Source organism: Streptomyces sp. NPDC043812 (assembly GCF_056436245.1).
The window spans coordinates 242,743-267,449 of record NZ_JBWKCY010000001.1; the positions used below are offsets into that span (position 1 = coordinate 242,743).

Annotated in this window: 21 protein-coding genes; 7 read left to right on the plus strand and 14 right to left on the minus strand. The window is 72.0% G+C overall.

Features of this window, described 5'->3' with window-relative positions:
• Positions 1 to 161: 161 nt before the first annotated feature.
• The 3 genes from AC067Z_RS01170 to AC067Z_RS01180 all read right to left on the minus strand — a co-directional run bounded on the left by AC067Z_RS01170 (position 162) and on the right by AC067Z_RS01180 (position 7,342).
• Entirely contained in the window at positions 162 to 1,622 is a 1,461-nt protein-coding gene (locus AC067Z_RS01170) for a glutamate synthase subunit beta (RefSeq protein WP_478787299.1), read from the minus strand.
• A complete protein-coding gene (gltB, locus tag AC067Z_RS01175) occupies positions 1,615 to 6,189 on the minus strand; it encodes a glutamate synthase large subunit (protein ID WP_478787300.1) in 4,575 nt (1,524 codons plus the stop codon). The genes AC067Z_RS01170 and gltB overlap by 8 nt, the downstream gene beginning before the upstream one ends.
• Before the next feature lie 424 nt (positions 6,190 to 6,613).
• On the minus strand, positions 6,614 to 7,342 hold the full coding sequence (locus tag AC067Z_RS01180) for a VIT1/CCC1 transporter family protein (RefSeq protein ID WP_478787301.1): 729 nt from the start codon (positions 7,340 to 7,342) through the stop codon (positions 6,614 to 6,616).
• Between the two features lie 215 nt (positions 7,343 to 7,557).
• Here AC067Z_RS01180 and AC067Z_RS01185 point away from each other — a divergent pair, with 215 nt between their 5' ends.
• From AC067Z_RS01185 to AC067Z_RS01215, 7 genes are all read left to right on the plus strand, one after another.
• Positions 7,558 to 8,610 carry an ADP-ribosylglycohydrolase family protein gene (locus tag AC067Z_RS01185; protein ID WP_478787302.1) on the plus strand — a complete coding sequence of 351 codons (1,053 nt, stop codon included), beginning with the start codon at positions 7,558 to 7,560 and terminating at the stop codon, positions 8,608 to 8,610.
• Entirely contained in the window at positions 8,607 to 9,776 is a 1,170-nt protein-coding gene (locus AC067Z_RS01190) for an ADP-ribosylglycohydrolase family protein (protein ID WP_478787303.1), read from the plus strand. The genes AC067Z_RS01185 and AC067Z_RS01190 overlap by 4 nt, the downstream gene beginning before the upstream one ends.
• A 75-nt stretch (positions 9,777 to 9,851) precedes the next feature.
• Complete coding sequence (locus tag AC067Z_RS01195; RefSeq protein WP_478787304.1) at positions 9,852 to 11,048, plus strand: ADP-ribosylglycohydrolase family protein; 1,197 nt, start codon at positions 9,852 to 9,854, stop codon at positions 11,046 to 11,048.
• Positions 11,045 to 12,574, plus strand: a complete 1,530-nt coding sequence (locus AC067Z_RS01200) for an ADP-ribosylglycohydrolase family protein (RefSeq protein ID WP_478787305.1) — start codon at positions 11,045 to 11,047, stop codon at positions 12,572 to 12,574. Before AC067Z_RS01195 ends, AC067Z_RS01200 begins: the two co-directional genes overlap by 4 nt.
• Positions 12,571 to 13,458, plus strand: a complete 888-nt coding sequence (gene rbsK, locus AC067Z_RS01205) for a ribokinase (protein WP_478787306.1) — start codon at positions 12,571 to 12,573, stop codon at positions 13,456 to 13,458. The genes AC067Z_RS01200 and rbsK overlap by 4 nt, the downstream gene beginning before the upstream one ends.
• A complete protein-coding gene (locus AC067Z_RS01210; RefSeq protein ID WP_478787307.1) occupies positions 13,455 to 14,678 on the plus strand; it encodes a CaiB/BaiF CoA transferase family protein in 1,224 nt (407 codons plus the stop codon). Before rbsK ends, AC067Z_RS01210 begins: the two co-directional genes overlap by 4 nt.
• Positions 14,675 to 15,478 carry an HpcH/HpaI aldolase/citrate lyase family protein gene (locus tag AC067Z_RS01215; protein WP_478787308.1) on the plus strand — a complete coding sequence of 268 codons (804 nt, stop codon included), beginning with the start codon at positions 14,675 to 14,677 and terminating at the stop codon, positions 15,476 to 15,478. The genes AC067Z_RS01210 and AC067Z_RS01215 overlap by 4 nt, the downstream gene beginning before the upstream one ends.
• Before the next feature lie 66 nt (positions 15,479 to 15,544).
• Here the strand turns inward: AC067Z_RS01215 and lgt are convergent, their stop codons facing one another.
• The 11 genes from lgt to hisI all read right to left on the minus strand — a co-directional run bounded on the left by lgt (position 15,545) and on the right by hisI (position 24,691).
• Entirely contained in the window at positions 15,545 to 16,507 is a 963-nt protein-coding gene (gene lgt / locus AC067Z_RS01220; protein ID WP_478787309.1) for a prolipoprotein diacylglyceryl transferase, read from the minus strand.
• A gap of 139 nt (positions 16,508 to 16,646) precedes the next feature.
• The gene (locus AC067Z_RS01225) at positions 16,647 to 17,483 is read right to left on the minus strand and encodes a DsbA family protein (RefSeq protein ID WP_478787310.1); all 837 of its coding nucleotides are present in this window, start codon (positions 17,481 to 17,483) and stop codon (positions 16,647 to 16,649) included.
• Positions 17,484 to 17,546: 63 nt separating this feature from the next.
• The gene (trpA, locus tag AC067Z_RS01230; RefSeq protein ID WP_478787311.1) at positions 17,547 to 18,362 is read right to left on the minus strand and encodes a tryptophan synthase subunit alpha; all 816 of its coding nucleotides are present in this window, start codon (positions 18,360 to 18,362) and stop codon (positions 17,547 to 17,549) included.
• Positions 18,359 to 19,651: a tryptophan synthase subunit beta gene (gene trpB / locus AC067Z_RS01235; protein WP_478787312.1), complete on the minus strand. Its 1,293-nt coding sequence runs from the start codon at positions 19,649 to 19,651 to the stop codon at positions 18,359 to 18,361. The genes trpA and trpB overlap by 4 nt, the downstream gene beginning before the upstream one ends.
• A 304-nt stretch (positions 19,652 to 19,955) precedes the next feature.
• The gene (gene trpM, locus AC067Z_RS01240) at positions 19,956 to 20,201 is read right to left on the minus strand and encodes a tryptophan biosynthesis modulator TrpM (RefSeq protein ID WP_478787313.1); all 246 of its coding nucleotides are present in this window, start codon (positions 20,199 to 20,201) and stop codon (positions 19,956 to 19,958) included.
• A gap of 7 nt (positions 20,202 to 20,208) precedes the next feature.
• Positions 20,209 to 21,018 (minus strand): indole-3-glycerol phosphate synthase TrpC, encoded by an 810-nt coding sequence (gene trpC, locus AC067Z_RS01245; protein WP_478787314.1) that lies wholly within the window; start codon positions 21,016 to 21,018, stop codon positions 20,209 to 20,211.
• Between the two features lie 116 nt (positions 21,019 to 21,134).
• Positions 21,135 to 21,716, minus strand: a complete 582-nt coding sequence (locus AC067Z_RS01250) for a DUF2752 domain-containing protein (protein WP_478787315.1) — start codon at positions 21,714 to 21,716, stop codon at positions 21,135 to 21,137.
• 85 nt (positions 21,717 to 21,801) lie between these two features.
• The gene (locus AC067Z_RS01255; protein ID WP_478787316.1) at positions 21,802 to 22,056 is read right to left on the minus strand and encodes an HGxxPAAW family protein; all 255 of its coding nucleotides are present in this window, start codon (positions 22,054 to 22,056) and stop codon (positions 21,802 to 21,804) included.
• 108 nt (positions 22,057 to 22,164) lie between these two features.
• Positions 22,165 to 22,815: a TIGR02234 family membrane protein gene (locus tag AC067Z_RS01260; RefSeq protein WP_478787317.1), complete on the minus strand. Its 651-nt coding sequence runs from the start codon at positions 22,813 to 22,815 to the stop codon at positions 22,165 to 22,167.
• Entirely contained in the window at positions 22,815 to 24,317 is a 1,503-nt protein-coding gene (locus tag AC067Z_RS01265; RefSeq protein ID WP_478787318.1) for an anthranilate synthase component I, read from the minus strand. Before AC067Z_RS01265 ends, AC067Z_RS01260 begins: the two co-directional genes overlap by 1 nt.
• 11 nt (positions 24,318 to 24,328) lie before the next feature.
• Complete coding sequence (hisI, locus tag AC067Z_RS01270; RefSeq protein WP_478787319.1) at positions 24,329 to 24,691, minus strand: phosphoribosyl-AMP cyclohydrolase; 363 nt, start codon at positions 24,689 to 24,691, stop codon at positions 24,329 to 24,331.
• Positions 24,692 to 24,707 lie beyond the last annotated feature (16 nt).

Sequence of the window (24,707 nt, forward strand, 5' to 3'; positions counted from 1 at the left end):
GGCGCTCGGGGCCACCGGTTTCGCACTGCGGGCCCGCACGTGCCTCGGCGCCACTGAGGGCGCGCACATGCCACGGCGCCTGCCCAGGTCCGGTCGGGGACGAGGCAGGCGCCGTGTTCAGTTCCGTACGCCGTTGTACGGGACGTCTTTGTCGTGCGCGGTCAGACGGTCAGCGCACGGTCCGTCGGGCGGATCGGGGCCGGCAGCGCGCTCGCGCCCGTCAGGAAGCGGTCGACACCGCGTGCCGCCGAGCGGCCCTCGGCGATCGCCCAGACGATCAACGACTGGCCGCGGCCCGCGTCACCGGCCACGAAGACACCGTCGACGTTCGTCGCGAAGTCCGCGTCGCGCGCCACGTTGCCGCGGTCGTCGAGCTCGAGGCCGAACTGCTCGACCAGGCCGTTGGACCGGTCGATGCCGGTGAAGCCCATGGCCAGGGTGACCAGCTGAGCGGGAATCTTCCGCTCCGTGCCCGGCTTCTGCTCCAGCTTGCCGTCCTTGAACTCCACCTCGACGAGGTGCAGGAACTGCACGTTCCCGTCCTCGTCGCCCTCGAAGTGGGTCGTGGAGACGGAGTAGACCCGCTCGCCGCCCTCCTCGTGGGCCGAGGTGACCTTGTAGAGCATCGGGAAGGTCGGCCAGGGCTGGTTGGCGTTCCGCTCGTCGCCCGGCCGCGGCATGATCTCCAGCTGCGTGACGGATGCCGCGCCCTGGCGGTGGGCCGTGCCGACACAGTCCGCGCCGGTGTCGCCGCCGCCGATGACGACGACATGCTTGCCCTCGGCGGTGATGGGGGGCGCCACGAAGTCGCCCTCCTGCACCTTGTTGGCGAGCGGCAGGTACTCCATCGCGAAGTGGATGCCGTTCAGCTCGCGGCCGGGGGCCGGCAGGTCACGCGAGACGGTGGAACCCGCCGCGATGACGACCGCGTCGTAGCGCCGGCGCAGCTTCGTCGCGTCGAGGTCACGGCCGATCTCGACCTCGGTACGGAACTTGGTGCCCTCCGCGCGCATCTGCTCGATGCGCCGGTTGATGTGCACCTTCTCCATCTTGAACTCGGGGATGCCGTACCGCAGCAGCCCGCCGATGCGGTCGGCGCGCTCGTACACCGCGACCGTGTGGCCGGCCCGGGTGAGCTGCTGCGCGGCGGCCAGGCCCGCGGGGCCCGAGCCGATGACCGCGACCGTCTTGCCGGACAGGCGCTCCGGCGGCTGCGGGGTCACGTCGCCGGAGTCCCATGCCTTGTCGATGATGGAGACTTCGACGTTCTTGATGGTGACGGCCGGCTGGTTGATGCCGAGCACGCACGCGGCCTCGCAGGGCGCCGGGCACAGCCGCCCGGTGAACTCCGGGAAGTTGTTGGTGGCGTGCAGCCGCTCGGACGCGGCGGACCAGTCCTCGCGGTAGGCGTAGTCGTTCCACTCGGGGATGAGGTTCCCGAGCGGACAGCCGTTGTGGCAGAACGGGATGCCGCAGTCCATGCAGCGGCCGGCCTGCTTGCTGATGATCGGCAGCAGGGAACCGGGAACGTAGACCTCGTTCCAGTCCTTGACGCGCTCGGCCGCGGGACGGGTCTCGGCGACCTCGCGCCCGGTGGTCAGGAAGCCCTTGGGGTCAGCCATTGGTCGCCGCCTCCATCATCTTCTCGGTGGTCTCCTGCTCGGAGAGACCGGCGAGCTCAGCGGCGTCCTTGGCGGCGAGCACTGCCTTGTACGTGGTCGGGATGATCTTGCTGAACCGCTGCACGTTCACGGACCAGTCGGCGAGCAGCTTCTCGGCGACGGTCGAGCCGGTCTCCTCGAAGTGACGGCGCACGACATCGTGCAGCCACTGCTCGTCGGCGTCGGACAGGGCCTCGATCGCCCCCAGGTTCCCGGGGTTGACGTTGTCCCGGTCGAGGTCGACGACGTACGCGACGCCGCCGGACATACCGGCCGCGAAGTTGCGGCCCGTCTCGCCGAGGACGACCGCGTGGCCGCCGGTCATGTACTCGCAGCCGTGGTCGCCCACGCCTTCGGAGACGACCGTGGCGCCCGAGTTGCGGACGCAGAACCGCTCGCCGGTGCGGCCCCGCAGGAACATCTCGCCGCCGGTCGCGCCGTAGCCGATGGTGTTGCCCGCGATGGTGGAGTACTCGGCGAGGTGGTCCGCGCCGCGGTCCGGACGGACGATCACGCGGCCGCCGGAGAGGCCCTTGCCGACGTAGTCGTTGGCGTCGCCCTCCAGCCGGAGAGTGATGCCGCGCGGCACGAAGGCGCCGAAGGACTGGCCGGCGGAGCCGGTGAAGGTGATGTCGATGGTGTCGTCGGGCAGTCCCGCGCCGCCGAACTTCTTCGTCACCTCGTGGCCCAGCATGGTGCCGACGGTGCGGTTGATGTTGCGGATCGCGACCTGGGCACGCACCGGCCGGGCGTCCTCGACGGTCGCCGCGCCCAGCGCCTCGGCGGCGAGCTCGATCAGCTCCTTGTCGAGGGCCTTCTCCAGGCCGTGGTCCTGCTCGATGAGCTGGTGGCGCACCGCGCCGTCGGGCAGCTCGGGCACGTGGAAGAGCGGGGCGAGGTCGAGGCCCTGTGCCTTCCAGTGGTCGATGGCCCGGTCGGTGTCCAGCAGCTCGGCGTGGCCGACGGCCTCCTCGATGCTGCGGAAGCCCAGCTCGGCGAGGAGCTCGCGGACCTCCTCGGCGATGAACTCGAAGAAGTTGACGACGAACTCGGCCTTGCCGGAGAACCGCTCGCGCAGCACCGGGTTCTGCGTGGCGATGCCGACCGGGCAGGTGTCCAGGTGGCAGACGCGCATCATGACGCAGCCGGAGACGACGAGCGGCGCGGTCGCGAAACCGAACTCCTCGGCGCCGAGCAGCGCGGCGATGACGACGTCGCGGCCGGTCTTCAGCTGGCCGTCGGTCTGCACGACGATGCGGTCGCGCAGTCCGTTGAGCAGCAGGGTCTGCTGGGTTTCGGCGAGGCCGAGCTCCCAGGGGCCGCCCGCGTGCTTCAGCGAGGTCAGCGGGGAGGCGCCCGTACCGCCGTCGTGGCCGGAGATGAGGACGACGTCCGCGTGCGCCTTGGAGACACCTGCGGCGACCGTGCCGACCCCGACCTCCGACACCAGCTTCACGTGGATACGTGCCGCGGGGTTGGCGTTCTTGAGGTCGTGGATCAGCTGGGCCAGGTCCTCGATGGAGTAGATGTCGTGGTGCGGCGGCGGGGAGATCAGACCCACACCCGGGGTGGAGTGCCGGGTCTTGGCTACCCACGGGTAGACCTTGTGGCCGGGCAGCTGGCCGCCCTCGCCGGGCTTGGCGCCCTGCGCCATCTTGATCTGGATGTCGTCCGCGTTGACCAGGTACTCGGAGGTCACACCGAAGCGGCCGGAGGCGACCTGCTTGATGGAGGAGCGGCGCTGCGGGTCGTACAGGCGCTCCGGGTCCTCGCCGCCCTCACCGGTGTTGGACTTGCCGCCCAGCTGGTTCATGGCGATGGCGAGGGTCTCGTGCGCCTCCTTGGAGATGGAGCCGTACGACATGGCGCCGGTGGAGAAGCGCTTGACGATCTCGGAGACCGGCTCGACCTCGTCGATGGAGATCGGCTCGCGGTCGGAGGTGAAGCCGAACATGCCGCGGAGGGTCATCAGGCGCTCGGACTGCTCGTTGACCCGGTCCGTGTACTTCTTGAAGGTGTCGTACCGCTTGTTGCGCGTGGCGTGCTGGAGGCGGAAGACCGTCTCCGGGTCGAACAGGTGCGGCTCGCCCTCGCGGCGCCACTGGTACTCGCCGCCGATGTCCAGCGCGCGGTGCGCGGAGGGGATGCCGGAGGCCGGGTACGCCTTGGCGTGCCGGGCGGCGACCTCCTTGGCGACGACCTCCAGGCCGGCGCCGCCGATCTTGGTGGCGGTGCCGTTGAAGTACTTGTCGACGAACGCGTCGTCCAGGCCGACGGCCTCGAAGACCTGCGCGCCGCGGTAGGAGGCGACGGTGGAGATGCCCATCTTGGACATGACCTTGAGGACGCCCTTGCCGAGCGCGTAGATCAGGTTGCGGATGGCCTTCTCGGGCTCGAGGCCCTCGATGAAGGTGCCGGCGCGGACCAGGTCCTCGACCGACTCCATCGCCAGGTACGGGTTGACCGCGGCGGCGCCGTAGCCGATGAGCAGCGCGACGTGGTGCACCTCGCGGACGTCGCCGGCCTCGACCAGCAGGCCGACCTGGGTGCGCTGCTTGGTGCGGATGAGGTGGTGGTGCACGGCGGAGGTGAGCAGCAGCGACGGGATCGGCGCGTGCTCGGCGTCCGAGTGCCGGTCGGAGAGGACGATGAGCCGGGCGCCGTTCTCTATGGCGGCGTCGGCCTCGTGGCAGATCTCCTCGATACGGGCGGCCAGGGCGTCGCCGCCGCCGGAGACCCGGTACAGGCCGGCGAGGGTGGCGGCCTTCATGCCCGGCATGTCGCCGTCGGCGTTGATGTGGATGAGCTTGGCCAGCTCGTCGTTGTCGATCACCGGGAACGGCAGGGTGACGCTGCGGCAGGACGCGGCCGTCGGCTCCAGCAGGTTGCCCTGAGGGCCGAGCGAGGAGTGCAGCGAGGTGACGAGCTCCTCGCGGATGGCGTCCAGCGGCGGGTTGGTGACCTGCGCGAACAGCTGGGTGAAGTAGTCGAAGAGCAGCCGCGGGCGCTCGGACAGCGCGGCGATCGGCGAGTCGGTGCCCATCGAGCCGAGCGGCTCGCCGGCGGTGCGGGCCATCGGCGCGAGGATGACGCGCAGCTCTTCCTCGGTGTAGCCGAAGGTCTGCTGGCGGCGGGTGACCGAGGCGTGGGTGTGGACGATGTGCTCGCGCTCGGGGAGGTCCTCGAGCTCGATCTCACCGGTCTCCAGCCACTCCTGGTAGGGCTGCTCGGCGGCGAGGGCCGACTTGATCTCGTCGTCCTCGATGATGCGGTGCTCGGCGGTGTCGACGAGGAACATCCTGCCCGGCTGCAGGCGGCCCTTGCGGACGACCTTCGCGGGGTCGATGTCGAGTACGCCGACCTCGGAGGAGAGGACGACGAGGCCGTCGTCGGTGACCCAGTAGCGGCCGGGGCGCAGCCCGTTGCGGTCGAGGACCGCGCCGACCTGGGTGCCGTCGGTGAAGGTGACACAGGCCGGGCCGTCCCAGGGCTCCATCATCGTGGAGTGGTACTGGTAGAAGGCGCGCCGGGCCGGGTCCATGGAGTCGTGGTTCTCCCACGCCTCGGGGACCATCATCAGCACCGCGTGCGGCAGCGAGCGGCCGCCGAGGTGGAGCAGCTCCAGGACCTCGTCGAAGGACGCGGAGTCGGAGGCGTCGGGCGTACAGACGGGGAAGATCCGGTCGATCTTGCCGGCGCCGGAGTTGAAGAGCTTGGAGGCGAGCTGCGACTCACGGGCGCGCATCCAGTTGCGGTTGCCCTTGACCGTGTTGATCTCGCCGTTGTGCGCGACAAAGCGGTACGGGTGGGCCAGCGGCCAGCTCGGGAAGGTGTTCGTGGAGAACCGGGAGTGGACGAGCGCGACGGCGGTGGCGCAGCGCCGGTCGGACAGGTCCGGGAAGAAGGGCTCCAGCTGGCCGGTGGTCAGCATGCCCTTGTAGACGATCGTGCGGGCGGAGAGCGAGGGGAAGTACACCCCGGCCTCGCGCTCGGAGCGCTTGCGCAGCACGAAGGCCTTGCGGTCCAGCGCGATGCCCTCACTGCTGCCGTCGGCGACGAAGAGCTGACGGAAGACGGGCATGGTGGCGCGGGCGCCGTTGCCGAGGAGGTCGGGGGTGACGGGGACCTCGCGCCAGCCGAGGACGTTCAGTCCCTCCTCGGCCGCGATCGTCTCGATCTGTGAGACGGCCTCGGCGGTCTCCTCCTGGTCGTCGGCCGGGAGGAAGGCGATGCCGACGGCGTACGAGCCGGCCTCGGGAAGCTCGAATCCGGCGACCTCGCGCAGGAACGCGTCGGGCACCTGCATGAGGATGCCCGCACCGTCGCCGGAGTCGGGCTCGGAGCCGGTGGCGCCGCGGTGCTCGAGGTTCCGCAGTACGGTCAGCGCCTGCTCGACCAGCTCATGGCTGGCAACACCGGTGAGGGTGGCCACGAACCCGACACCGCAGGCGTCGTGTTCGTTACGGGGGTCGTACATCCCCTGGGGGGCGGGGCGACCGTCCATGGGCGACCAGGCGTCGGAACGCATCGGCTCTCCCGTCGTCGTCGTGGCATCTAGCAGTGCCGAGGGACGACGTTGGCCCTCCGCGAAATTTCGTGCAGGTTACATGATGGAGTGCTTCTCGAAAAGCGGATAGGTCATTCCAGCATGCGGACACCGCCGAAGGCGGTGAAGGTGGGGTCACAACCGAACAGACCAGACATATCGGTATCCGGAGGACCGTCGCAGAGCAGGCCACGTTGCCCACAGCGTTTACGGCTCATGCCCGGCGATTGCCGGATTGAAACCGCCGAGTAACGGCTACTTATGTTGTGCCGTGCATAGTGTCTCACTCCGGCTCGGGTCCGCGGAGGGGACGTTCATCACAGGGTCGGGCACGAAGCGCGAAAAAGCCATCGCACCGACCCCTTGACCGGGACCGGTGCGATGGTGTGGGCGCCCGGCGATGTCGTCAGACCGCGGCGCCGATGAGCATGCCGAGCCCATACGTGACCGCGGCCGCCGCACCGCCCAGGACGAGCTGGCGCAGCCCGCTGAACCACCAGCCGCGAGCGGTGACCCGCGCCACCAGCGCGCCGCAGGCGAACAGCCCGAGGAGCGCGAGCAGCACCGCGGGCCACAGGGCGCTCGCGCCGAGCAGATACGGCAGCAACGGCAGCAGCGCACCCAGCGCGAACGAGGAGAAGGACGAGATCGCGGCGACGGTGGGCGACGGAAGGTCGTCGGGGTCGATGCCCAGTTCCTCGCGGGCGTGGATCTCCAGCGCCTGCTCGGGGTCCCTCGACAGCTGCATCGCCACTTCGCGGGCGAGCGGGGGTTCCACGCCACGGGCGACGTAGAGCGCGGCCAGCTCCTCCATCTCGTCGACCGGATGCTTGCGCAACTCCCGCCGCTCGACGTCCAGTTCGGCCTGGACCAGCTCGCGCTGGGAGGCGACCGAGGTGTACTCGCCGGCCGCCATCGAGAAGGCTCCCGCGGCAAGACCGGCGAGACCCGTGATGACGATCGTCTGCTGCGAGACGGCACCGCCGGCGACACCGGTCATCAGCGCCAGGTTGGAGACGAGTCCGTCCATCGCGCCGAACACGGCCGGGCGCAGCCAACCACCGTTCACGTCACGGTGCGTGTGGTTGTCACGGTGCGCCTCGTGAAGCGTGGCCTCGGTTTCGATGATGGACACAGCTCTCCCCTCTCCAGCAGCGGGCCTTCGTGCTCCGCTCCCCCTCGACACCCACGAAAATACGCGCGATGTAAGGGGCGCGCCAGCAAGGCAGGCTTTACTTACCTGGCGTGGAAGATGCGGCAAGTCGGGTGACAGAAACGTTTCTTTGACTCGTGCCCGGCGGCACGTGGCACACATGCCGGAGCAGGCTCGCGCGCGCGAAAGGGCCCCTCATGGAGTTGCTGACCGAGTCGTACACAGCCCCGGCGTCCTCGGCACCGGCGTCCGGCCCCGCCTCCTGCCCCCGGCCCGCGGACCTCCGCGACCGCGCCCGGGGCGCACTGCTCGGCCTCGCCGTCGGCGACGCGCTCGGCGCCCCCGCGGAAAACATGCGGCCCTCGGAGATCCGTCGCCGCTGGGGCCGCATCGAGGGCTTCGTGAGCGAGGACCCCGCAGGCACGGACGACACCGAGTACGCGATCTTCTCGGGCCTGCTGCTCGCCCGGCACGGCTCGGAACTGACCGTCGGCCACGTCGAGGCGGCATGGCACGAATGGATCGCCGATCTGGACGAAGGCCCCTTCCGCGGGGCGGGCTTCAGCGAGCGCGGCACCCTGGAGAACCTGCGCCGCGGCCTCGCGGCGCCGGTCTCGGCCCAGCACCGGCACGCCTGGAGCGACGGCCTGGCGATGCGGGCGGCACCCTTCGGCGTCTTCGCGGCCGGGCGGCCGGCGGAAGCGGCCCGTCTCGTGACCATCGACGGCAGCGTCAGCCACGACGGTGAGGGCATCCACGGGGGCCGGGCGGTGGCGGCCGGGGTTGCCGCGGCGATGGGCGGCGCAGGGCCCGCGGGCGTGATCGGCGCGGCGCTGTCGGTGGTCCCGATGGACTCCTGGACCGCCCGTTCGATGCGTCGCGCGGTGGTGGCCGCGGGCCGCACGTACCCGGACGTCCTGTCCATGGAACGCGGCATCCGCTCCACGGTGGTCATCGGCGGCTACCCGTGGACGGACCTGGCACCGGAGGCGGTGGGCCTCGCCTTCGGCGCGTTCGCCGCGGCGCGCGGCGAGTTCTGCGGCTCGGTGCTCACGGCGGTCAACATGGGCCGCGACGCCGACACGACGGCGGCGGTCGCGGGAGCGCTGGCGGGGGCGGTCTCCGGCGCCGGGGCGATCCCCGAGGAATGGGCCGCGGCGATCGGCCCGGTCCGCGGCAGCTGCCTCCCGTCGATGCGCGGCCACCACGTCCTGGACGTGGCGGCCCTCCTGACGGACACCCCCCGATGACGCCCCCGCGCGCAGCGGGTGCCGTGCCCGTTTCGGGAGGCCACCTCGGCCTGCCCCCCGCGGGGACATGCGCCCGGCCCCTGGAGGGCCTGCTCCTCGGCCTCGCCGCCGGCGACGCCGCCGGCTGGCCCGCCGCCCGGCACCGCGCGAGCCGCATGCCGGAGTGGACCCGCCGGCTCACCCGCGAGCTCGACACCTTCGCCGAGCACAACGCCACCACCACGCTCCCCGTCCCCGTCGCCCTCAACCAGCCTCCGGAGCCGCTCCGCCTCGGCCCGTCCGACGACGCCGAGTGGGCCGCGTTCGCCGCCGGGACCGTACTCACCGCCTGCGGGGACCACTTCCGCGGGCTCACACCCGGCCGCCGGATCCGTGCCGCCGTCGACCTCGCCTGGAACTCCCTCGCCAGCCAGGTCGCCGCGGCCGCCGACCGCGCGCCCGAGGTCGAGTCCGCCATCCTGCCCCTGCGTGCCCGGATCTCCGTACGCGCCGGGCTCGGCAATCTCGCCACCGGGCTGCGGCCGCCCGCCACCGGCCACGACAATCCGCACTACTTCGACGACGCCGCCTGCGTACGGGCCGCAGTGCTCGCCGTCATGCATCCCGGGGACCCGGCCGCAGCGGCCGAACTCGCCGAGTTCGACGCCCGTTACACCCAGGACGGCGACGGAGTGCACGGCGCCCGCGCGATGGCGGCAGCCGTCGCCGCTGCCCTCGGCGGCGCGTCCGTCGACGAGACCGTCGACGCCGCGCTGGGCCTGCTTCCCGACTCCACCGAGATCGGCCGCAACGCCCGCCACGCGGTGAAGCTCGCCCGCGACGCCACCGGAGCCTTCGAGCTCGTGCCCCTGCTGGAGCATCAGATCGTCGACCACGTCTACAGCTACGGCATCGCAGCCGCCGAGACCGTCCCCGTCGCCCTCGCCCTCACCGTCGCCGCCCGCGGCCGGGTCGCCGAGGCGGTGCCCGCGGCGGCGTGCCTCTCCCGGGTCGCCGATTCGGCCCCGGCCCTGGCAGGCGCGCTGACCGGGGTCCTCGGCGGTGGCGACTCCGTACCCGCCACGTGGCGCGACGCGTGCCGCACCCTTGCGGGCTGCGCTCTTCCCCATCTCGCCGGCACGGACCTCGTGGAACTCGCCGCGCTGCTCGCGGCGAACACGCTGTAGGGCAGCCGAGGGGTAACGGCCGCATCCGGGCGGAAGGTACTCCGTCAACGACCACACCAGGTGGACAATCCGGACATGACGACTGCGACGGCACACGCAACGATGGCAGCACGACCCACTCCCCCGGGCCCCACGCTCGACGACAGGTTCACGGGCAGCCTCGTCGGCGCCGCGGTCGGCGACGCACTCGGCGGACCCGTCGAGGGCTACACCCCGGAGCAGATCGTCGAACGGCACGGTGGCCGGATCGACGGCATCGTCGGCCCCTGGAACGGGGACGAGTGGCGCACCGCGCGCCCCATCGCCCCGTACCACAAGGGCCATGGCCACATCACCGACGACACCCTGATGACGCACGCGCTGGTCCGTGTCTACACCACCGTGCGCGACCACCTCGACGCCTACGCCGTCGCCGACCACCTCGTACCCGACCTGATCTCCACGCCCCGCTGGATCCCCGAGCTGGAGGCGGAGACACTCCCGCTGCACCGGGTCTTCCTGGCCGAGAAGTGGATCGTCCACAGGCTGCACTACGGGCACAACGACCCGCGCGAGGCGGGCGTCGGCAACATCGTCAACTGCGGCGCGGCGATGTACATGGCACCGGTCGGCCTGGTCAACGCGGCCGACCCGACCGCCGCCTACCACGAGGCCCTGGACATCGCGGGCGCCCACCAGTCCTCGTACGGACGGGAGGCGGCGGGCGTCTTCGCGGCGGCGGTCGCGGCCGCGTGCCTGCCGGAGGCCACACCGACGACCGTCGTGGACGCGGCACTCACGCTGGCCAAGGACGGCACACAGGCGGCGATCGAGGCGGTCGCCGAAACCGCCGCCCGCCACTCGGACTTCGAGTCCGCGCTCGGCCCGCTGCGCGCGGCGGTGGCGCCGTTCGACACGGTCGGCCCCGACTACCGCACACCCTCGCTCGGCGCACGTCGCCCCTCACGCCTGCACGCGATCGAGGAGTTGCCGATCGCACTCGGCATGCTGATCGTCGGCGACGGCGACTTCCGCCGCACCGTCCTGTCCTGCGTCAACTACGGCCGTGACTGCGACTCGATCGCGACGATGGCCGGGGCGATCGTCGGTGCGCTGCACGGTGAGTCGGGGGTGCCGCAGGAGTGGGCACGTCAGGTCGCCGAGGCGAGCCGTGTCGACCTTCGGGCGCCTGCCGACGAACTGACGTCGGTGGCCCGGGAGATCTTCGCCCGGGACCTGGCCCGCCGACGCGCCCACGAGGCGGCGTTCGCCGAGCTCACGGACGCGCGATGACCGGCCTGCTGCGCCTCACCTGGGTGCAGCCGGAGGATCTGATCGGCCACGAGCTGCGTCAGGCGGCGGAGGACGGCCGCGATGCGGCCGCCGTCCGCGACCGCTGGCTGGCGGCGGGCGGCAGGCCCGCCCCGGAGCGGGCGGGGGCATCCGCGGACCCGGCCGCCCCCGCTCTGCGGAGGCTCGCCGAGGAGCTGCTCGACGAACTGGCCGCTCTGCCCTCTCCGTTGGCTGCCGACGAGCCCACGGACTGGCCTTCGTTGGTCGCCTCCTGCCCGCAGTGGCCGGCAGCGCGGGGGCAGCAGGCCACCCGGCGCCACCGAGCGGCCGCTCCGGCCACCGCCGGAACATGGCCCGGGGCCGGTCCCTTCCGGCCGCTGCCCGCGGTCGGACCCGTGCCACGCAGCGCACCGCGCACCCCACCGGACCCGTGCCCGGACCGCGCCACGGGCCCGCCTCCCCGAAGCGCACCCACCGAGGACGCCCTGCACGCCGCCTGGCTGGGCCGGGCCGTGGGGTGTCTGCTCGGCAAACCCGTCGAGAAGCTTCCCCTGCAAGCCATCCGCGGCATCGGGCGTGCCACCGGCAACTGGCCCCTCAGCACGTGGTTCACCGCCAAGGGACTGCCCGCCTCACTCGCCGCCGCCCATCCGTGGAACCGGCGCAGCGCCGGCACATCCCTCGCCGAGAACATCGACGGCATGCCCGAGGACGACGATCTCAACCACCCCCTCCTCACCCTCCTGCTCCTCCAGCGGCACGGACGGGCGTTCAGCACCGTCCAGCTCGGCACGCTGTGGCTGGACGAGCTGGCCGCGGGGCGCACGTTCACCGCGGAGCGCGTCGCGTACCGCAACCTCCTGACCGGCATCGAGCCACCGCTCACCGCCTCCTTCCGCAATCCGTTCCGTGAGTGGATCGGTGCCGCGATCCGCGCCGACATGCACGGCTGGACCAACCCCGGCGACCCCGGCGCCGCAGCCGGGCAGGCCTACCGCGACGCGGTGCTCACGCACACCGCGAACGGCGTGTACAGCGCGATGTTCACCGCTGCCGCGATCGCCGCCGCGGCCGGCCGCAGCACCGATGTGCACGAGGCGATCGCCGTCGGCCTGACCGTGGTCCCGCCCCGTTCGCGCCTCGCCCGCGCCGTCCGGTTCGGCGTCGAGGCGGCCCGCACGGAGGCCGACTTCGACCGTGCCGTCGACCGCGTCCACGCCGCGTACGGCTCCTACCACTGGGTGCACGCCGTCCCCAACGCCGCTCTGCTCGCCGCCGCGCTCACCCACGCCGACGGCGACTTCACCGGCTCCGTCTGCCGGGCCGTCGCCGGCGGGCTGGACACCGACTCCAACGGTGCGACGGCCGGCTCCCTCGCCGGGCTGCTCGCCGGCCGCCCCGGCGCACTGCCCGACCGCTGGACCGCCCCGCTGAAGAACCGGCTCAGCACCTCCGTCGCCGGTTTCGACGGCACCGGCTTCGACACCCTCGCCCGACTCACGCTTAAGGAGGCACTCCGCCCATGACCGGCATCGTGGTGCTCGGCAGCACCAACATGGACCTCGTAGCCTTTGTCGCCCACGCACCGAAGCGCGGCGAGACCGTCACGGGACGGGAGTTCCGTACGGTCCCTGGCGGCAAGGGCGCCAACCAGGCCGTGGCCGCCGCCCGTGCGGGTGGTGACGTCACCATGCTCGGCGCGGTCGGCTCCGACGACTTCGGCGCCGTTCTGCGGCACACACTCGACGCGTCCGGCGTCGACATCGACCTTCTGCGCACCGCCGAGGGACCATCCGGCACGGCGCACATCGTCGTCGACGACGACGGCGGCAACTCCATCGTCGTCATCCCCGGTGCCAACGGCACCGTGACCGGTCTCGCGCCCGGCGAGGAAGCGCTGATCGCCACCGCCGACACCCTCCTCCTCCAGCTCGAACTCCCGCTCAGCGCCGTGCTCGCCGGCGCGGAGGCCGCGCGTCGGCATGCCGTACGCACCGTCCTCACCCCCTCTCCCGCGCAGCCACTGCCACCCGAACTCCTTTCCGTCACCGATCTGCTGGTCCCCAACGAGCACGAGGCGGCCACGCTCTCCGGTGTCGCCGATCCGCACGAGGCCGCCACGACGCTGCTGCGCCAGGTGCCCGAGGTCGTGATCACCCTGGGTTCCGCGGGCTGTCTGTACGCGGCCCGCGGCGCCGAGCCCGTGACCGTGTCCGCGCCGCGGGTCACCGCCGTGGACACCACCGCGGCCGGCGACACCTTCGTCGGCACCCTCGCCGTCGCGCTCGGCGAAGGGAGACCGGTCCCCCAGGCCCTGGCCTGGGCATCCACGGCCGCCGCCCTGTCCGTCCAGCGCCCGGGAGCCTCCACCTCCATGCCGTACCGCCCCGAGATCGACGCCGCCTCATGACCCCGTCGGACACGCCCCGTACTCCGCCCCCGCCCGCCCCGCCGCTGGACGGCCTGCGCGTCCTCGACCTCGCCACCCTTTTCGCCGGTCCGCTGTGCGCGACGCTGCTCGGCGACTACGGTGCGGAGGTCGTCAAGGTCGAGCATCCGACCCGTCCCGACCCCTCCCGCGGCCACGGACCCGCCAAGGACGGCGTCGGCCTCTGGTGGAAGGTCCTCGGCCGCAACAAGCGCACTGTCACCCTCGATCTGTCCACCCCCGGCGGCCGCGCCACACTGCTGCGCCTCGTGCGCACCGCGGATGTCGTCATCGAGAACTTCCGGCCCGGCACCCTCGAGAAATGGGGCCTGGGCTGGGAGGAGTTGAGCGCGGCCAACCCCCGTCTCGTGCTCACCCGGGTCACCGGCTTCGGGCAGTTCGGCCCCTACTCGCACCGGCCCGGCTTCGGAACGCTCGCGGAGGCGATGAGCGGATTCGCCGCCGCGACCGGCGAACCGGAGGGGCCGCCCACCCTGCCGCCGTTCGGGCTCGCCGACTCGATCGCCGCCCTCGCGACCGCCTATGCCGTCATGACCGCACTCGCCGCCCGCACCGCAACCGGCCGCGGCCAGGTCGTCGACATGGCGATCATCGAACCCATGCTCGCCGTGCTCGGCCCGCAGGCGCTCTGGTACGACCAGCTCGGCTACGTCCAGCCGCGCACCGGGAACCGCTCCCGCAACAACGCGCCCCGCAACATCTACCGGACCGCCGACGGCAGTTGGCTCGCCGTCTCCACCTCCGCCCAGTCCGTCGCCGAACGCGTCATGCATCTCGTCGGCCGCCCCGAACTGATCGACGAGCCCTGGTTCGCCAGCGGCAGCGGCCGGGCGGAGCACGCCGACGTGCTCGACGCGGCCGTGGGCGGCTGGATCGCCCGGAACACCCGCACCGACGCCCTGGACGCCTTCGAGAAGGCCGAGGCGGCGATCGCACCCGTCTACGACATCCGCGACGTCCTCGCCGATCCTCAGTACCAGGCGCTCGGCACCATCACCGAGGTGCCCGATCCCGAACTCGGGCCGCTGCGTATGCAGAACGTCCTCTTCCGGCTCTCGGAGACCCCCGGCGCCATCCGCTGGGCCGGCCGACCGCACGGCGCCGACACCGAGGAGGTCCTGGCCGAACTGGGTCTGACCCCCGCCGACATCGCCGCACTCCGCACCGAAGGAGCGCTATGACCTTCCCCCTGACCTGGCTCTACGCCCCCGGCGACCGCCCCGACGTCGTGCACAAGGCCATCGCCGCGCGCCCCGACGTCGTCATCGTCGACCTCGAGGACGCGGTCGCCCAGGGCCGCAAGGAATACGCCCTCGCCGCCACGGCCGAACTGCTCGCCTCCCACCTGCCCCTGCCGGTCCATGTCCGCATCAACTCCCCCCAGGACATCGAGACCCTCGTCGGACTGCCGGGTCTCACGGCACTGCGTATCCCCAAGGTCGCATACGCCACTGACATTCAGCAGGCCGCGGCCGCGGCGCCCGACGTGCCGCTGTACGCGCTGCTGGAGTCGGCGCTCGCGGTCGAGCACGCGTACGCCATCGCCACCGCTCACGAGGCTGTGCGCGGTATCGCGCTGGGCGAGTCGGATCTGCGTGCCGACCTGGGAGTGCGCGGCGACACGGGGCTGGACTGGCCGCGCACTCGCACGGTGGTCGCCGCCCGTGCGGCCGGGCTCGCGCCCCCGGCCCAGTCCGTCTTCCCCGACATCCTCGACCTGGACGCGCTGCATGCGTCCTGCGCCCACGGCCGTTCGATCGGCTTTCTCGGCCGGGCGGCCATCCACCCCCGTCAGCTGCCGGTCATCGAACGCGCGTACCGGCCGACCCCGGAGGAGATCGAAGCGGCCGAGGAGATCGTGAAGGCGGCCGCGTCGGACGAGGGTGCGATGGCCCTTCCGGACGGCCGCTTCGTCGACGCGGCGGTGGTCGCCGCGGCGCAGCGCACGCTCGGCCTCGCTGCCCGGGACTGGGAGCCGTAGGAAGGGCGCCGCAACGCGAAGACCGCCGGAGGCTGCTGCCTCCGGCGGTCTTCGTGTGCTGCGGTGTCAGCCCTTCCCGGCCGACCTGGCATCCGTGTCCACGGCGTCCTCGCCATCGCCACCGCTGTCGTTCGGGGCGGCGTCCTCGACAGCCGTGTCGTCGGAACCCTCCGTGCTGTCGGTGTCGCCACCGGCCTTGGGCTTCGCCAGATCAACCGCGGCGGGCTCCACGATCTCCTCGCGTCCCGGACGCAGCCGGGCCGAGACCACCATGTACACGACGGCCAGCACGAAGACCAGGATCGAGGTCCACACGTTCAGCCGCAGGCCCAGCACGTGGTGCGCCTCGTCGACCCGCATGTACTCGATCCAGCCGCGGCCCACGCAGTACGCGGCGACGTACAGCGCGAACGCCCGGCCGTGGCCCAGCTTGAAGCGGCGGTCGGCCCAGATCACGAGCAGCGCGACGCCGATGCACCACAGGGACTCGTAGAGGAAGGTCGGGTGGTAGAGGCCCGGCTCCCGGTTCGCCCCCTCGGTGATCTTGAGCGCCCAGGGCAGATCGGTCTCCTTGCCGTACAGCTCCTGGTTGAACCAGTTGCCCCAGCGGCCGATGGCCTGCGCGAACGCGATCGCGGGCGCGAGGGCGTCGGCCCACGCCGGGAGCGGGATGCCCCGGCGGCGGCAGCCGATCCAGGCGCCGACCGCGCCCAGCGCGATCGCGCCCCAGATACCGAGGCCGCCCTCCCAGATCTTGAACGCGTCGACCCAGTTCTCACCCTCGCTGAAGTACAGCTGGTAGTCGGTGATCACGTGGTAGAGCCGGCCGCCGACGAGGCCGAACGGCACGGCCCAGACGGCGATGTCGGCCACGGTGCCGGCTTTGCCGCCACGGGCGATCCAGCGCCGATTGCCGAACCAGACGGCGACGAAGACGCCGATGATGATGCAGAAGGCATAGCCGCGCAGCGGGAGCGGTCCGAGGTGGATCACTCCGGTCGACGGGCTGGGAATGTAGGCGATGTCCATGGCAGCACCGACGCTACCCTGCCGGGTGGGACGTACGGCAACCCACCCGGCAACGTCTGGGTAACGAGGGCAGGGCCCGAGGGCCCTCTGCTCGGGGCGGCGCCGCCCGCCCCGCGCCCCCGACGGCGCCCGGCCGCCGTCAGGAGGCCGTCGGACTGCCGGCCGGCGTCGGACGCTGTGTGCCGGGCTTCTTGCCCTTGTTGGCCTCGTCGACCCACTTCTTGAAACTGGCCACCGAGAGCTGCTCGTCGCCCTTGGTCGGGAAGATCGAATCCCCGTTGAGCAGCACTGTCGGGGTGCCGCGGAAACCGCCGTTCTGGAAGGCGGTGTTGGACTTCTCCACCCAGCTGTCGTGCTTGCCGTCGTTCACACAGCTGCGGAAGGCCGGCGTGTCCAGGCCGTCCACCTTGCCGGCGAGTTCGATCAGCTTGCCGTTGTCGGCGAATGCGTCGTCCGGCTCCGGCGGCTGGTTCATGTAGAGCACGTCGTGGTACTCGGCGAACTTGCCGACGTCCTGGGCGCAGGCCGCGGCGTTCGCGGCGCGCAGGGAGCCGGTGCCGCCCATGTTCCCGTCGATGATCGTGGCGAGGTGGTACTCGACCTTGATCTTTCCGGCCTGCTCCAGCTCGTGGATCGTGTCACGCATGGCGTTCTCGAAGCCGGCGCAGGCCGGGCAGCGGAAGTCCTCCCACACCGTGAGGGTGGAGGGGGCGTCGCTCGCGCCGACGGGGATCGCCAGCTGTTCCTCGCCCTGCACACCGCTCGGTGCGAGGAGCGGTCCCGCCTGCGAGGATCCGTCCTTGTCGTCGCCGCTGTTGGCCGCGACCAGTCCGACGACGGCCGCCAGGCCGAGGACGGCGACCACGGCTGCCGCCACGATCATGGTCCGCCGTCGCCTCTCGCGCGCCTTGTCGCGTTCGCGTTCCTGCTGGAGCCGCTCACGTGCGGTCCGCCTGCGTTCTTGGTTCTCGCTCACGAACCGCAAACGAACCGGGGAGGCGTGCGCACGCCTCCCCGGTCCGACTTCCACCCGTATGAGCTACGCGTCCCCGCGCACGCCCCTGGCGAGATCGCCCGCCAGTTCCCGTACGGCGGCGACGGCCGCGGTGTCGTCCGGCGCGTCGAGCATCCGCTTGACGAACGCGGAGCCGACGATCACGCCGTCGGCGAAGGAAGCGACCTCGGCCGCCTGCGCCGGGTTGGACACGCCGAGACCGACGCAGACCGGCAGCTCCGTGGTGGCGCGGGTGCGGCGCACCAGGTCCTGGGCCTGCTCGCCGACCGATTCACGGGTGCCGGTGACACCCATCAGGGACGCCGCGTAGACGAAACCGGAGCCGGCCGCGGTGATCGTGGCCAGCCGGGCGTCCTTGCTGCTCGGTGCGACGACGTAGACGGTGGCCAGACCGTGCTTCTCGGCGTGCTCGCGCCACGGTCCGGACTCCTCGACCGGCAGGTCCGGCAGGATGCACCCGGCACCGCCCGCCTCGGCGAGTTCGGCGGTGAAGCGTTCGATGCCGTAGCGGTCGATCGGGTTCCAGTACGTCATCACCAGCACCGGCTTGCCGGTGGCGGTGTGCGCCTCGCGGACCGTGCGCATCACATCGGCGATCCGCACGCCACCGCGCAGGGCGATGTCGTCGGCGGTCTGGATGACCGGTCCGTCCAGAACGGGGTCGCTGTGCGGGAGTCCGACCTCGACCACGTCCGCGCCGCCGTCGAACGCGGCCTTGACGGCCTCGATCCCGGTGTCGACGCTCGGGAACCCGGCGGGCAGGTACGCGATGAGCGCGGCCCTGTTCTCGTTCTTCGCCGCCGCGAGTGTGTCGTTCAGCAGCTCGATGTTTCCGCTCACTTCACGTCCCCCTGGATCTCGGCGGCACCGTTGTCGGCGGAGGCGTCGGCCTCGACCTGGGCATCGGTCTCGTACAGCCCGAAGTAGCGGGCGGCCGTGTCCATGTCCTTGTCGCCGCGGCCGGACAGGTTGACCAGGATCAGCCCGTCCTTGCCCAGCTCGCGGCCCACCTCCAGCGCACCGGCCAGCGCGTGCGCCGACTCGATGGCCGGGATGATGCCCTCGGTGCGGGACAGCAGCCGCAGCGCCTGCATGGCGTCGTCGTCGGTGACCGCACGGTACTCGCCGCGGCCCGAGTCCTTGAGGTACGAGTGCTCGGGGCCGATGCCCGGGTAGTCGAGCCCGGCCGAGATGGAGTACGGCTCGGTGATCTGCCCCTCGTCGTCCTGGAGGACGTAGGAACGCGAGCCGTGCAGGATGCCGGGCTCGCCCGCGGTCAGCGTCGCCGCGTGCTCACCGGTCTCGACACCGTGCCCGGCGGGCTCGCAGCCGATCAGGCGCACGTCGGCGTCCGGGATGAAGGCGTGGAACAGGCCGATCGCGTTCGATCCGCCGCCGACACAGGCGACCGCCGCGTCGGGGAGGCGTCCCGCCCGCTCCAGGATCTGTCGCCTGGCCTCGACACCGATGACACGGTGGAAGTCGCGCACCATGGCGGGGAAGGGGTGCGGGCCCGCGACCGTGCCGAAGAGGTAGTGGGTGCGGTCGACGTTGGCGACCCAGTCGCGGAACGCCTCGTTGATGGCGTCCTTGAGGGTGCGGCTGCCGGACTTCACGGCGACGACCTCGGCGCCGAGCATGCGCATCCGGGCCACGTTCAGCGCCTGGCGCTGGGTGTCGATCTCGCCCATGTAGATGGTGCATTCGAGTCCGAACAGGGCGCAGGCGGTGGCGGTGGCCACGCCGTGCTGGCCGGCGCCGGTCTCGGCGATGACCCGGGTCTTGCCCATGCGCCGGGTGAGCAGCGCCTGCCCCAGCACGTTGTTGATCTTGTGTGAGCCGGTGTGGTTCAGGTCCTCGCGCTTGAGGAAGATCCGCGCTCCGCCTGCGTGCGCGGCGAACCGCGGCACCTCGGTGAGGGCGCTGGGGCGCCCGGTGTAGTCGACCATCAGCTCGCCGAGCTCGGCGGCGAAGGCGGGATCGGACTTGGCCTTGTCGTACTCGACGGCGACCTCGTCGACGGCGGCGACGAGTGCCTCGGGGATGAATTTGCCGCCGAAGGCACCGAAGTAGCCCTCGGCGTTCGGGACGTGACCCTCCGGGTCGGGAATGAAGTAGTCGCTGGACATGGCGACGCAGCTCCTTGTCGGGGCGGGTGTACGGGACGCGGTGGCGCCTGCGGCGGGTCTGCTCACTCCCACCCTCCCTCTACGGCACGGCGGCCGTGGGTGGAACCCCATACCGAACCGGGGCAGACCCCGGGCGTCGTACCGCGCTCGCGCGGAGAGCCGGGGCGGAGCCCGGTCGAGAAATGGGGCGGGCAGGGGACAGCAACCCGCTGGAAGAAGGCCTGGGGTCTTTCGTTCGGATCAGGCCGGATCAGTGAGCGTGCTACCAGAGCACGCGAGCCCGGCAAGATCCGAACGAGAGGCCCTAGCGGCCGACGCGCGCAGGCGCGCCGCGCCATCGCATCCCGTTGACCTGGCCCGGCTCGTCGCCTATGACGTACCGCACGCGCCGCCCGTGCACCCGCCGCGCCGGCGCGCGGCAGCCCCGCGGACGGCAACCGCGGGCGAGCCGTGCGTACGGGTCGCCCGCGGCGGCTGCCGGGCGCGCCACGACGGCACGCCCCAGGCAGGAACCCGGGGGCGGTCCGGAGCGGCGGCGGGCGGTGGTCATGGCAGGGTCAGCTCCGCCCGTGGCGCAGCGCCGGGTGGGCACCCGCGGCGACCAGGTCGGCGACGGCCGACTTCGGGTCGCGGCCGGTCACCAGGGACTCGCCGACGAGCACGGCGTCCGCGCCCGCGTTGGCATAGGCGATCAGGTCGTGGGGGCCGCGCACGCCCGACTCGGCGATCTTGACGATGTGCGCCGGGATCTCGGGGGCGACCCGCTCGAAGGTGGAGCGGTCGACCTTGAGGGTCTTCAGGTCACGGGCGTTCACGCCGATGATCTTCGCCCCGGCGTCGACGGCACGCTCGACCTCGTCCTCGTCGTGGACCTCGACCAGCGGGGTGAGCCCGATGGACTCGGCACGTTCGATCAGCGAGACCAGGGCCTCCTGCTCCAGCGCGGCCACGATCAGCAGCACGACGTCGGCGCCGTACGCCCGGGCCTCCCACAGCTGGTACGAGGTGACGATGAAGTCCTTGCGCAGCACCGGGATGTCGACCTTGGCGCGCACCGCCTCCAGGTCGGCGAGCGATCCGCCGAAGCGGCGCTGCTCGGTGAGCACGGAGATGATGGCCGCGCCGCCCGCCTCGTAGTCAGCGGCGAGCGCCGCCGGGTCGGCGATCGCGGCGAGCGCGCCCTTCGACGGGCTGGAGCGCTTGACCTCGCAGATCACCTTGACGCCCTCACCGCGCAGTGCGGCGACGCCGTCCTTGGCCGCAGGAGCCTTGGCGGCGCGCTCCTTGAGCTCGTCGAGGCTGACACGCGCCTGCCGCTCTGCCAGGTCGGCGCGCACACCTTCGATGATCTCGTCGAGCACACTCACGCGAGCGGCCCCCTTCCGGGACGGTGACAAAGGTTCAGGTTCAGCCAACTCGATGGTATCCGCAGGAGGGCCGAGGGCTCACATCCGGTGGGTTCCTGTCCCACCAGCTGGGACTTTCATGGGGCGAGCGCCGAGCCGAACGGCAGGTTCCGCACCACGCTGAAGATCACCAGAACGCTGCCGACGGCCCACCACCAGGCGGGGCTGAGGCCGATGCGGAACTGCCTGCCCTGTACGGCGCGAATCAGCCACACCGTCCACACGACGGCGAACACTACGTAACCGACGACGGCGGCGGCGTTGGCCCCGAAGGCGGCGGCCAGATCGCCATGGATGAAGGCGTGAGCGCTGCGCAGCCCGCCGCAGCCGGGGCAGTACAGGCCGGTGAGGCTGAGCAGCGGACACACGGGGTAGTGGCCGGGCTCGTTGGGGTCGACGGTGCCGACGTAGGCGAAGGCGGCGGCGACGGAGCCGATGGCGGCCAGCGGCATCGCGACCCGGCGGCCGAGCGACGCGTCGCCGGGTCCTGCCGGGGAGTCCCCCGGCCCCGCCGCCCACTGGCCCGGTACCTGCACCGGCCCGGCACCGGCGGCCGGGGGGATGTCGGGTCCGGGAAGCAGAGGGGTCCGGTCGGGTGCCGACGCGGAGTCCGCGGCAGCAGCCGGGGCCGGGTCGGAGGGGGTCGGGGTCGCGGTCACCCCGTGATTGTCCCCGGTACACGCGGACGGCGCAGCCCCGGCCCCGCCGGGACTGCGCCGTCCGTCACCTCTGGAGGTCACCGCGTCACGCGGCGACACCTTCCTGCGCGGCGGCGCGGTTGCGCGCCTCCACCACGGACTCCGGCTCCTTCGGCGTACCGAGGCCGGCCATCTTCATGGCGCCGCCGACCACCGCGCCGAGCACGATCAGTGCCGAACCGGCCCAGAAACCGGCCGGGCTGTCCGCGACCATGAAGACGCCTGCGACGCAGAAGCCGATGAAAGCGATGGTGGAACCGGTCCAGGCGGCCGGGGTGTGTCCGTGGCTGCTGCCCGCCATTGGTTTGCTCCTTGTGTAACTGGTGCGCTGTCGTCGTGAGCCGGTGCTCGTGCTGAGCGAACGCTCGCTGTCATTGTCCCGTACGCCAACGCGTGCGGTGAGCTGGGGTCACCCTTCGCGCGTCGGGTCCTCGCCGCGGTCGAGAGCCTTCCACAGGTCCTCGGGCCGGTCGGGGTCCACGGGTGCCGGGGCCTTGCGGTTGCGGGGCGTGCCGTCGCGCTCGTAGCGGCCCGACATGGTCGGCCACTGGCTGCCGTACCGCAGGGCCAGCAGCCCGGCCAGCAGGATCAGCAGCCCACCGGCCGCGGTCGCGTAGGGCCATGCCGTGTGGGTGAGTGCCTCGACCGTGGCGGCGGCGTCGCCGGTGGTCCTGGCGGCCTTCTCGTCCAGCGCGCCGCTGTCGGAGGCGCCGAGCAGCGCGGCCGTGGTCGCACCCGCGCCGCTGAGGGCGAGGAGTGCGGAGACGAGGAGCCGGCCGCCGCTGCGCACCGCGAAAACTGCGACCAGTGCGGCGAGGCCGACGATCGCGAGGGCGGTGGGCACGCCGGTGACGTCTCCGCCCTCGGCGTCCAGCGCGACTGTGCCGCCGCCGACGGACGCGGTGCCCTCCGCCCAGATCTGGCCGGCGGCGAGCAGGACGACCGTCGCTCCGACGGCACCGAGGAACAGGGCCGCGGCAACGCTGCGGCGGCTGCTCCGGGCGGCCGGCTCGGCGGCGGCGCGGGGCTGGGGTACGGGTACGGCACTCACGGCCTCCACTATCCCTTACGGCTCCCGGAGCCGTTCAGGCGGTTGGCCGTGTGCACGGCGCGCAGCACCGCGGCCGCCTTGTTGCGGCATTCGGTGTCCTCGGCGACCGGGTCGGAGTCGGCGACGACACCGGCTCCGGCCTGCACATACGCGGTCCCGCCACGAAGCACGGCGGTACGGATGGCGATGGCGGTGTCGGAGTCCCCGGCGAAGTCCAGATATCCGACGGCGCCGCCGTACAGGCCGCGCCGCGAGGGTTCGAGCTCGTCGATGATCTGCATCGCGCGGGGCTTGGGCGCTCCGGACAGGGTGCCCGCGGGGAAGCAGGCGGTGAGGACGTCGAAGGCGGTGCGGCCCTCGGCGACCTTGCCGGTCACGGTGGAGACGATGTGCATGACGTGGGAGTAGCGCTCGATCGACATGAAGTCGACGACCTCGACGCTGCCGGGCGCGCAGACGCGGCCCAGGTCGTTGCGGCCGAGATCGACGAGCATCAGGTGCTCGGCACGCTCCTTGGGATCGGCCAGCAGTTCCTCGGCGAGGTCGTGGTCCTCCTGCGGGCCGGCGCCGCGCGGGCGGGTGCCGGCGATGGGGTGGACCATGGCGTTCCCGTCCTCGACCTTGACCAGCGCCTCGGGGCTCGAGCCCACGACGTCGAAGCCGTCGAAGCGGAAGAGGTACATGTACGGCGAGGGGTTGGTGGCGCGCAGCACCCGGTAGACGTCCAGTGCGCTCGCGGCGCACGGCGTCTCGAACCGCTGCGAGGGCACGACCTGGAAGGCCTCGCCGGCGCGGATGCGTTCCTTGATGTCCTCGACGGCGTCCTGGTAATCCTTGCCGCCCCACAGGGCGGAGAACTCCGGCAGTTCGGACGGCGGCAGCGCGGCGGGAACGGAGGCGACCGGGCGGGAGAGGTCCTTCTCCATCGCGTCGAGGCGGGCGACGGCGTCCGCGTACGCCTCGTCGACGCCGGTGTCGAGGCAGTTGTGGTTGATCGCGTTGGCGATCAGCAGGACGGTGCCGTCCCAGTGGTCGAGTACGGCGAGGTCCGAGGTGAGCAGCATCGTCAGCTCGGGCAGCTGCAGATCGTCCCGTTCGCCCGGGCCGATCTTCTCCAGCCGCCGGACGATGTCGTAGCCGAGGTAGCCGACCATGCCGCCCGTGAAGGGCGGCATTCCGGAGGCGAGGTCACGGGGAGTGTGCAGGGTCTCGACGGTCTCGCGCAGGGCGTGCAGGGGATCGCCGCCGGCCGGAAGGCCGACGGGCGGGGTGCCGAGCCAGTGGGCCTGCCCGTCCCGGACGGTCAGCGTGGAGTCGGACCGGACACCGATGAAGGAGTACCGCGACCAGGACCTGCCGTTCTCGGCGGACTCCAGCAGGAACGTGCCGGGGCGTTCCGCGGCGAGCTTGCGGTAGAGGCCGACGGGCGTGTCGCCGTCCGCGAGCAGACGGCGGCTGACGGGGATGACGCGGCGGTCGGCGGCCAGCTTGCGGAACGTCTCGAGATCCATGGCGGCAGACCCTACTTGTCGAGGAGCACGTCGGCGTCGAAACAGGTACGGGCGCCCGTGTGGCAGGCGGCGCCGACCTGGTCGACCTTCACGAGGACGGTGTCGGCGTCGCAGTCGAGGGCGACGGACCTCACGTGCTGCACATGGCCGGAGGTGTCGCCCTTGACCCAGTACTCCTGGCGGCTGCGGGACCAGTAGGTGCAGCGGCCGGTGGTCAGGGTGCGGTGCAGCGCCTCGTCGTCCATCCAGCCGAGCATCAGCACCTCACCGGTGTCGTACTGCTGGGCGATGGCGGGAAACAGTCCATCGGGGCCCCGCTTGAGGCGGGCGGCGACGGCGGGGTCGAGGGCGCTGGCGGGGACACTGCTGGTCATGCGCCCATTGTGCCGT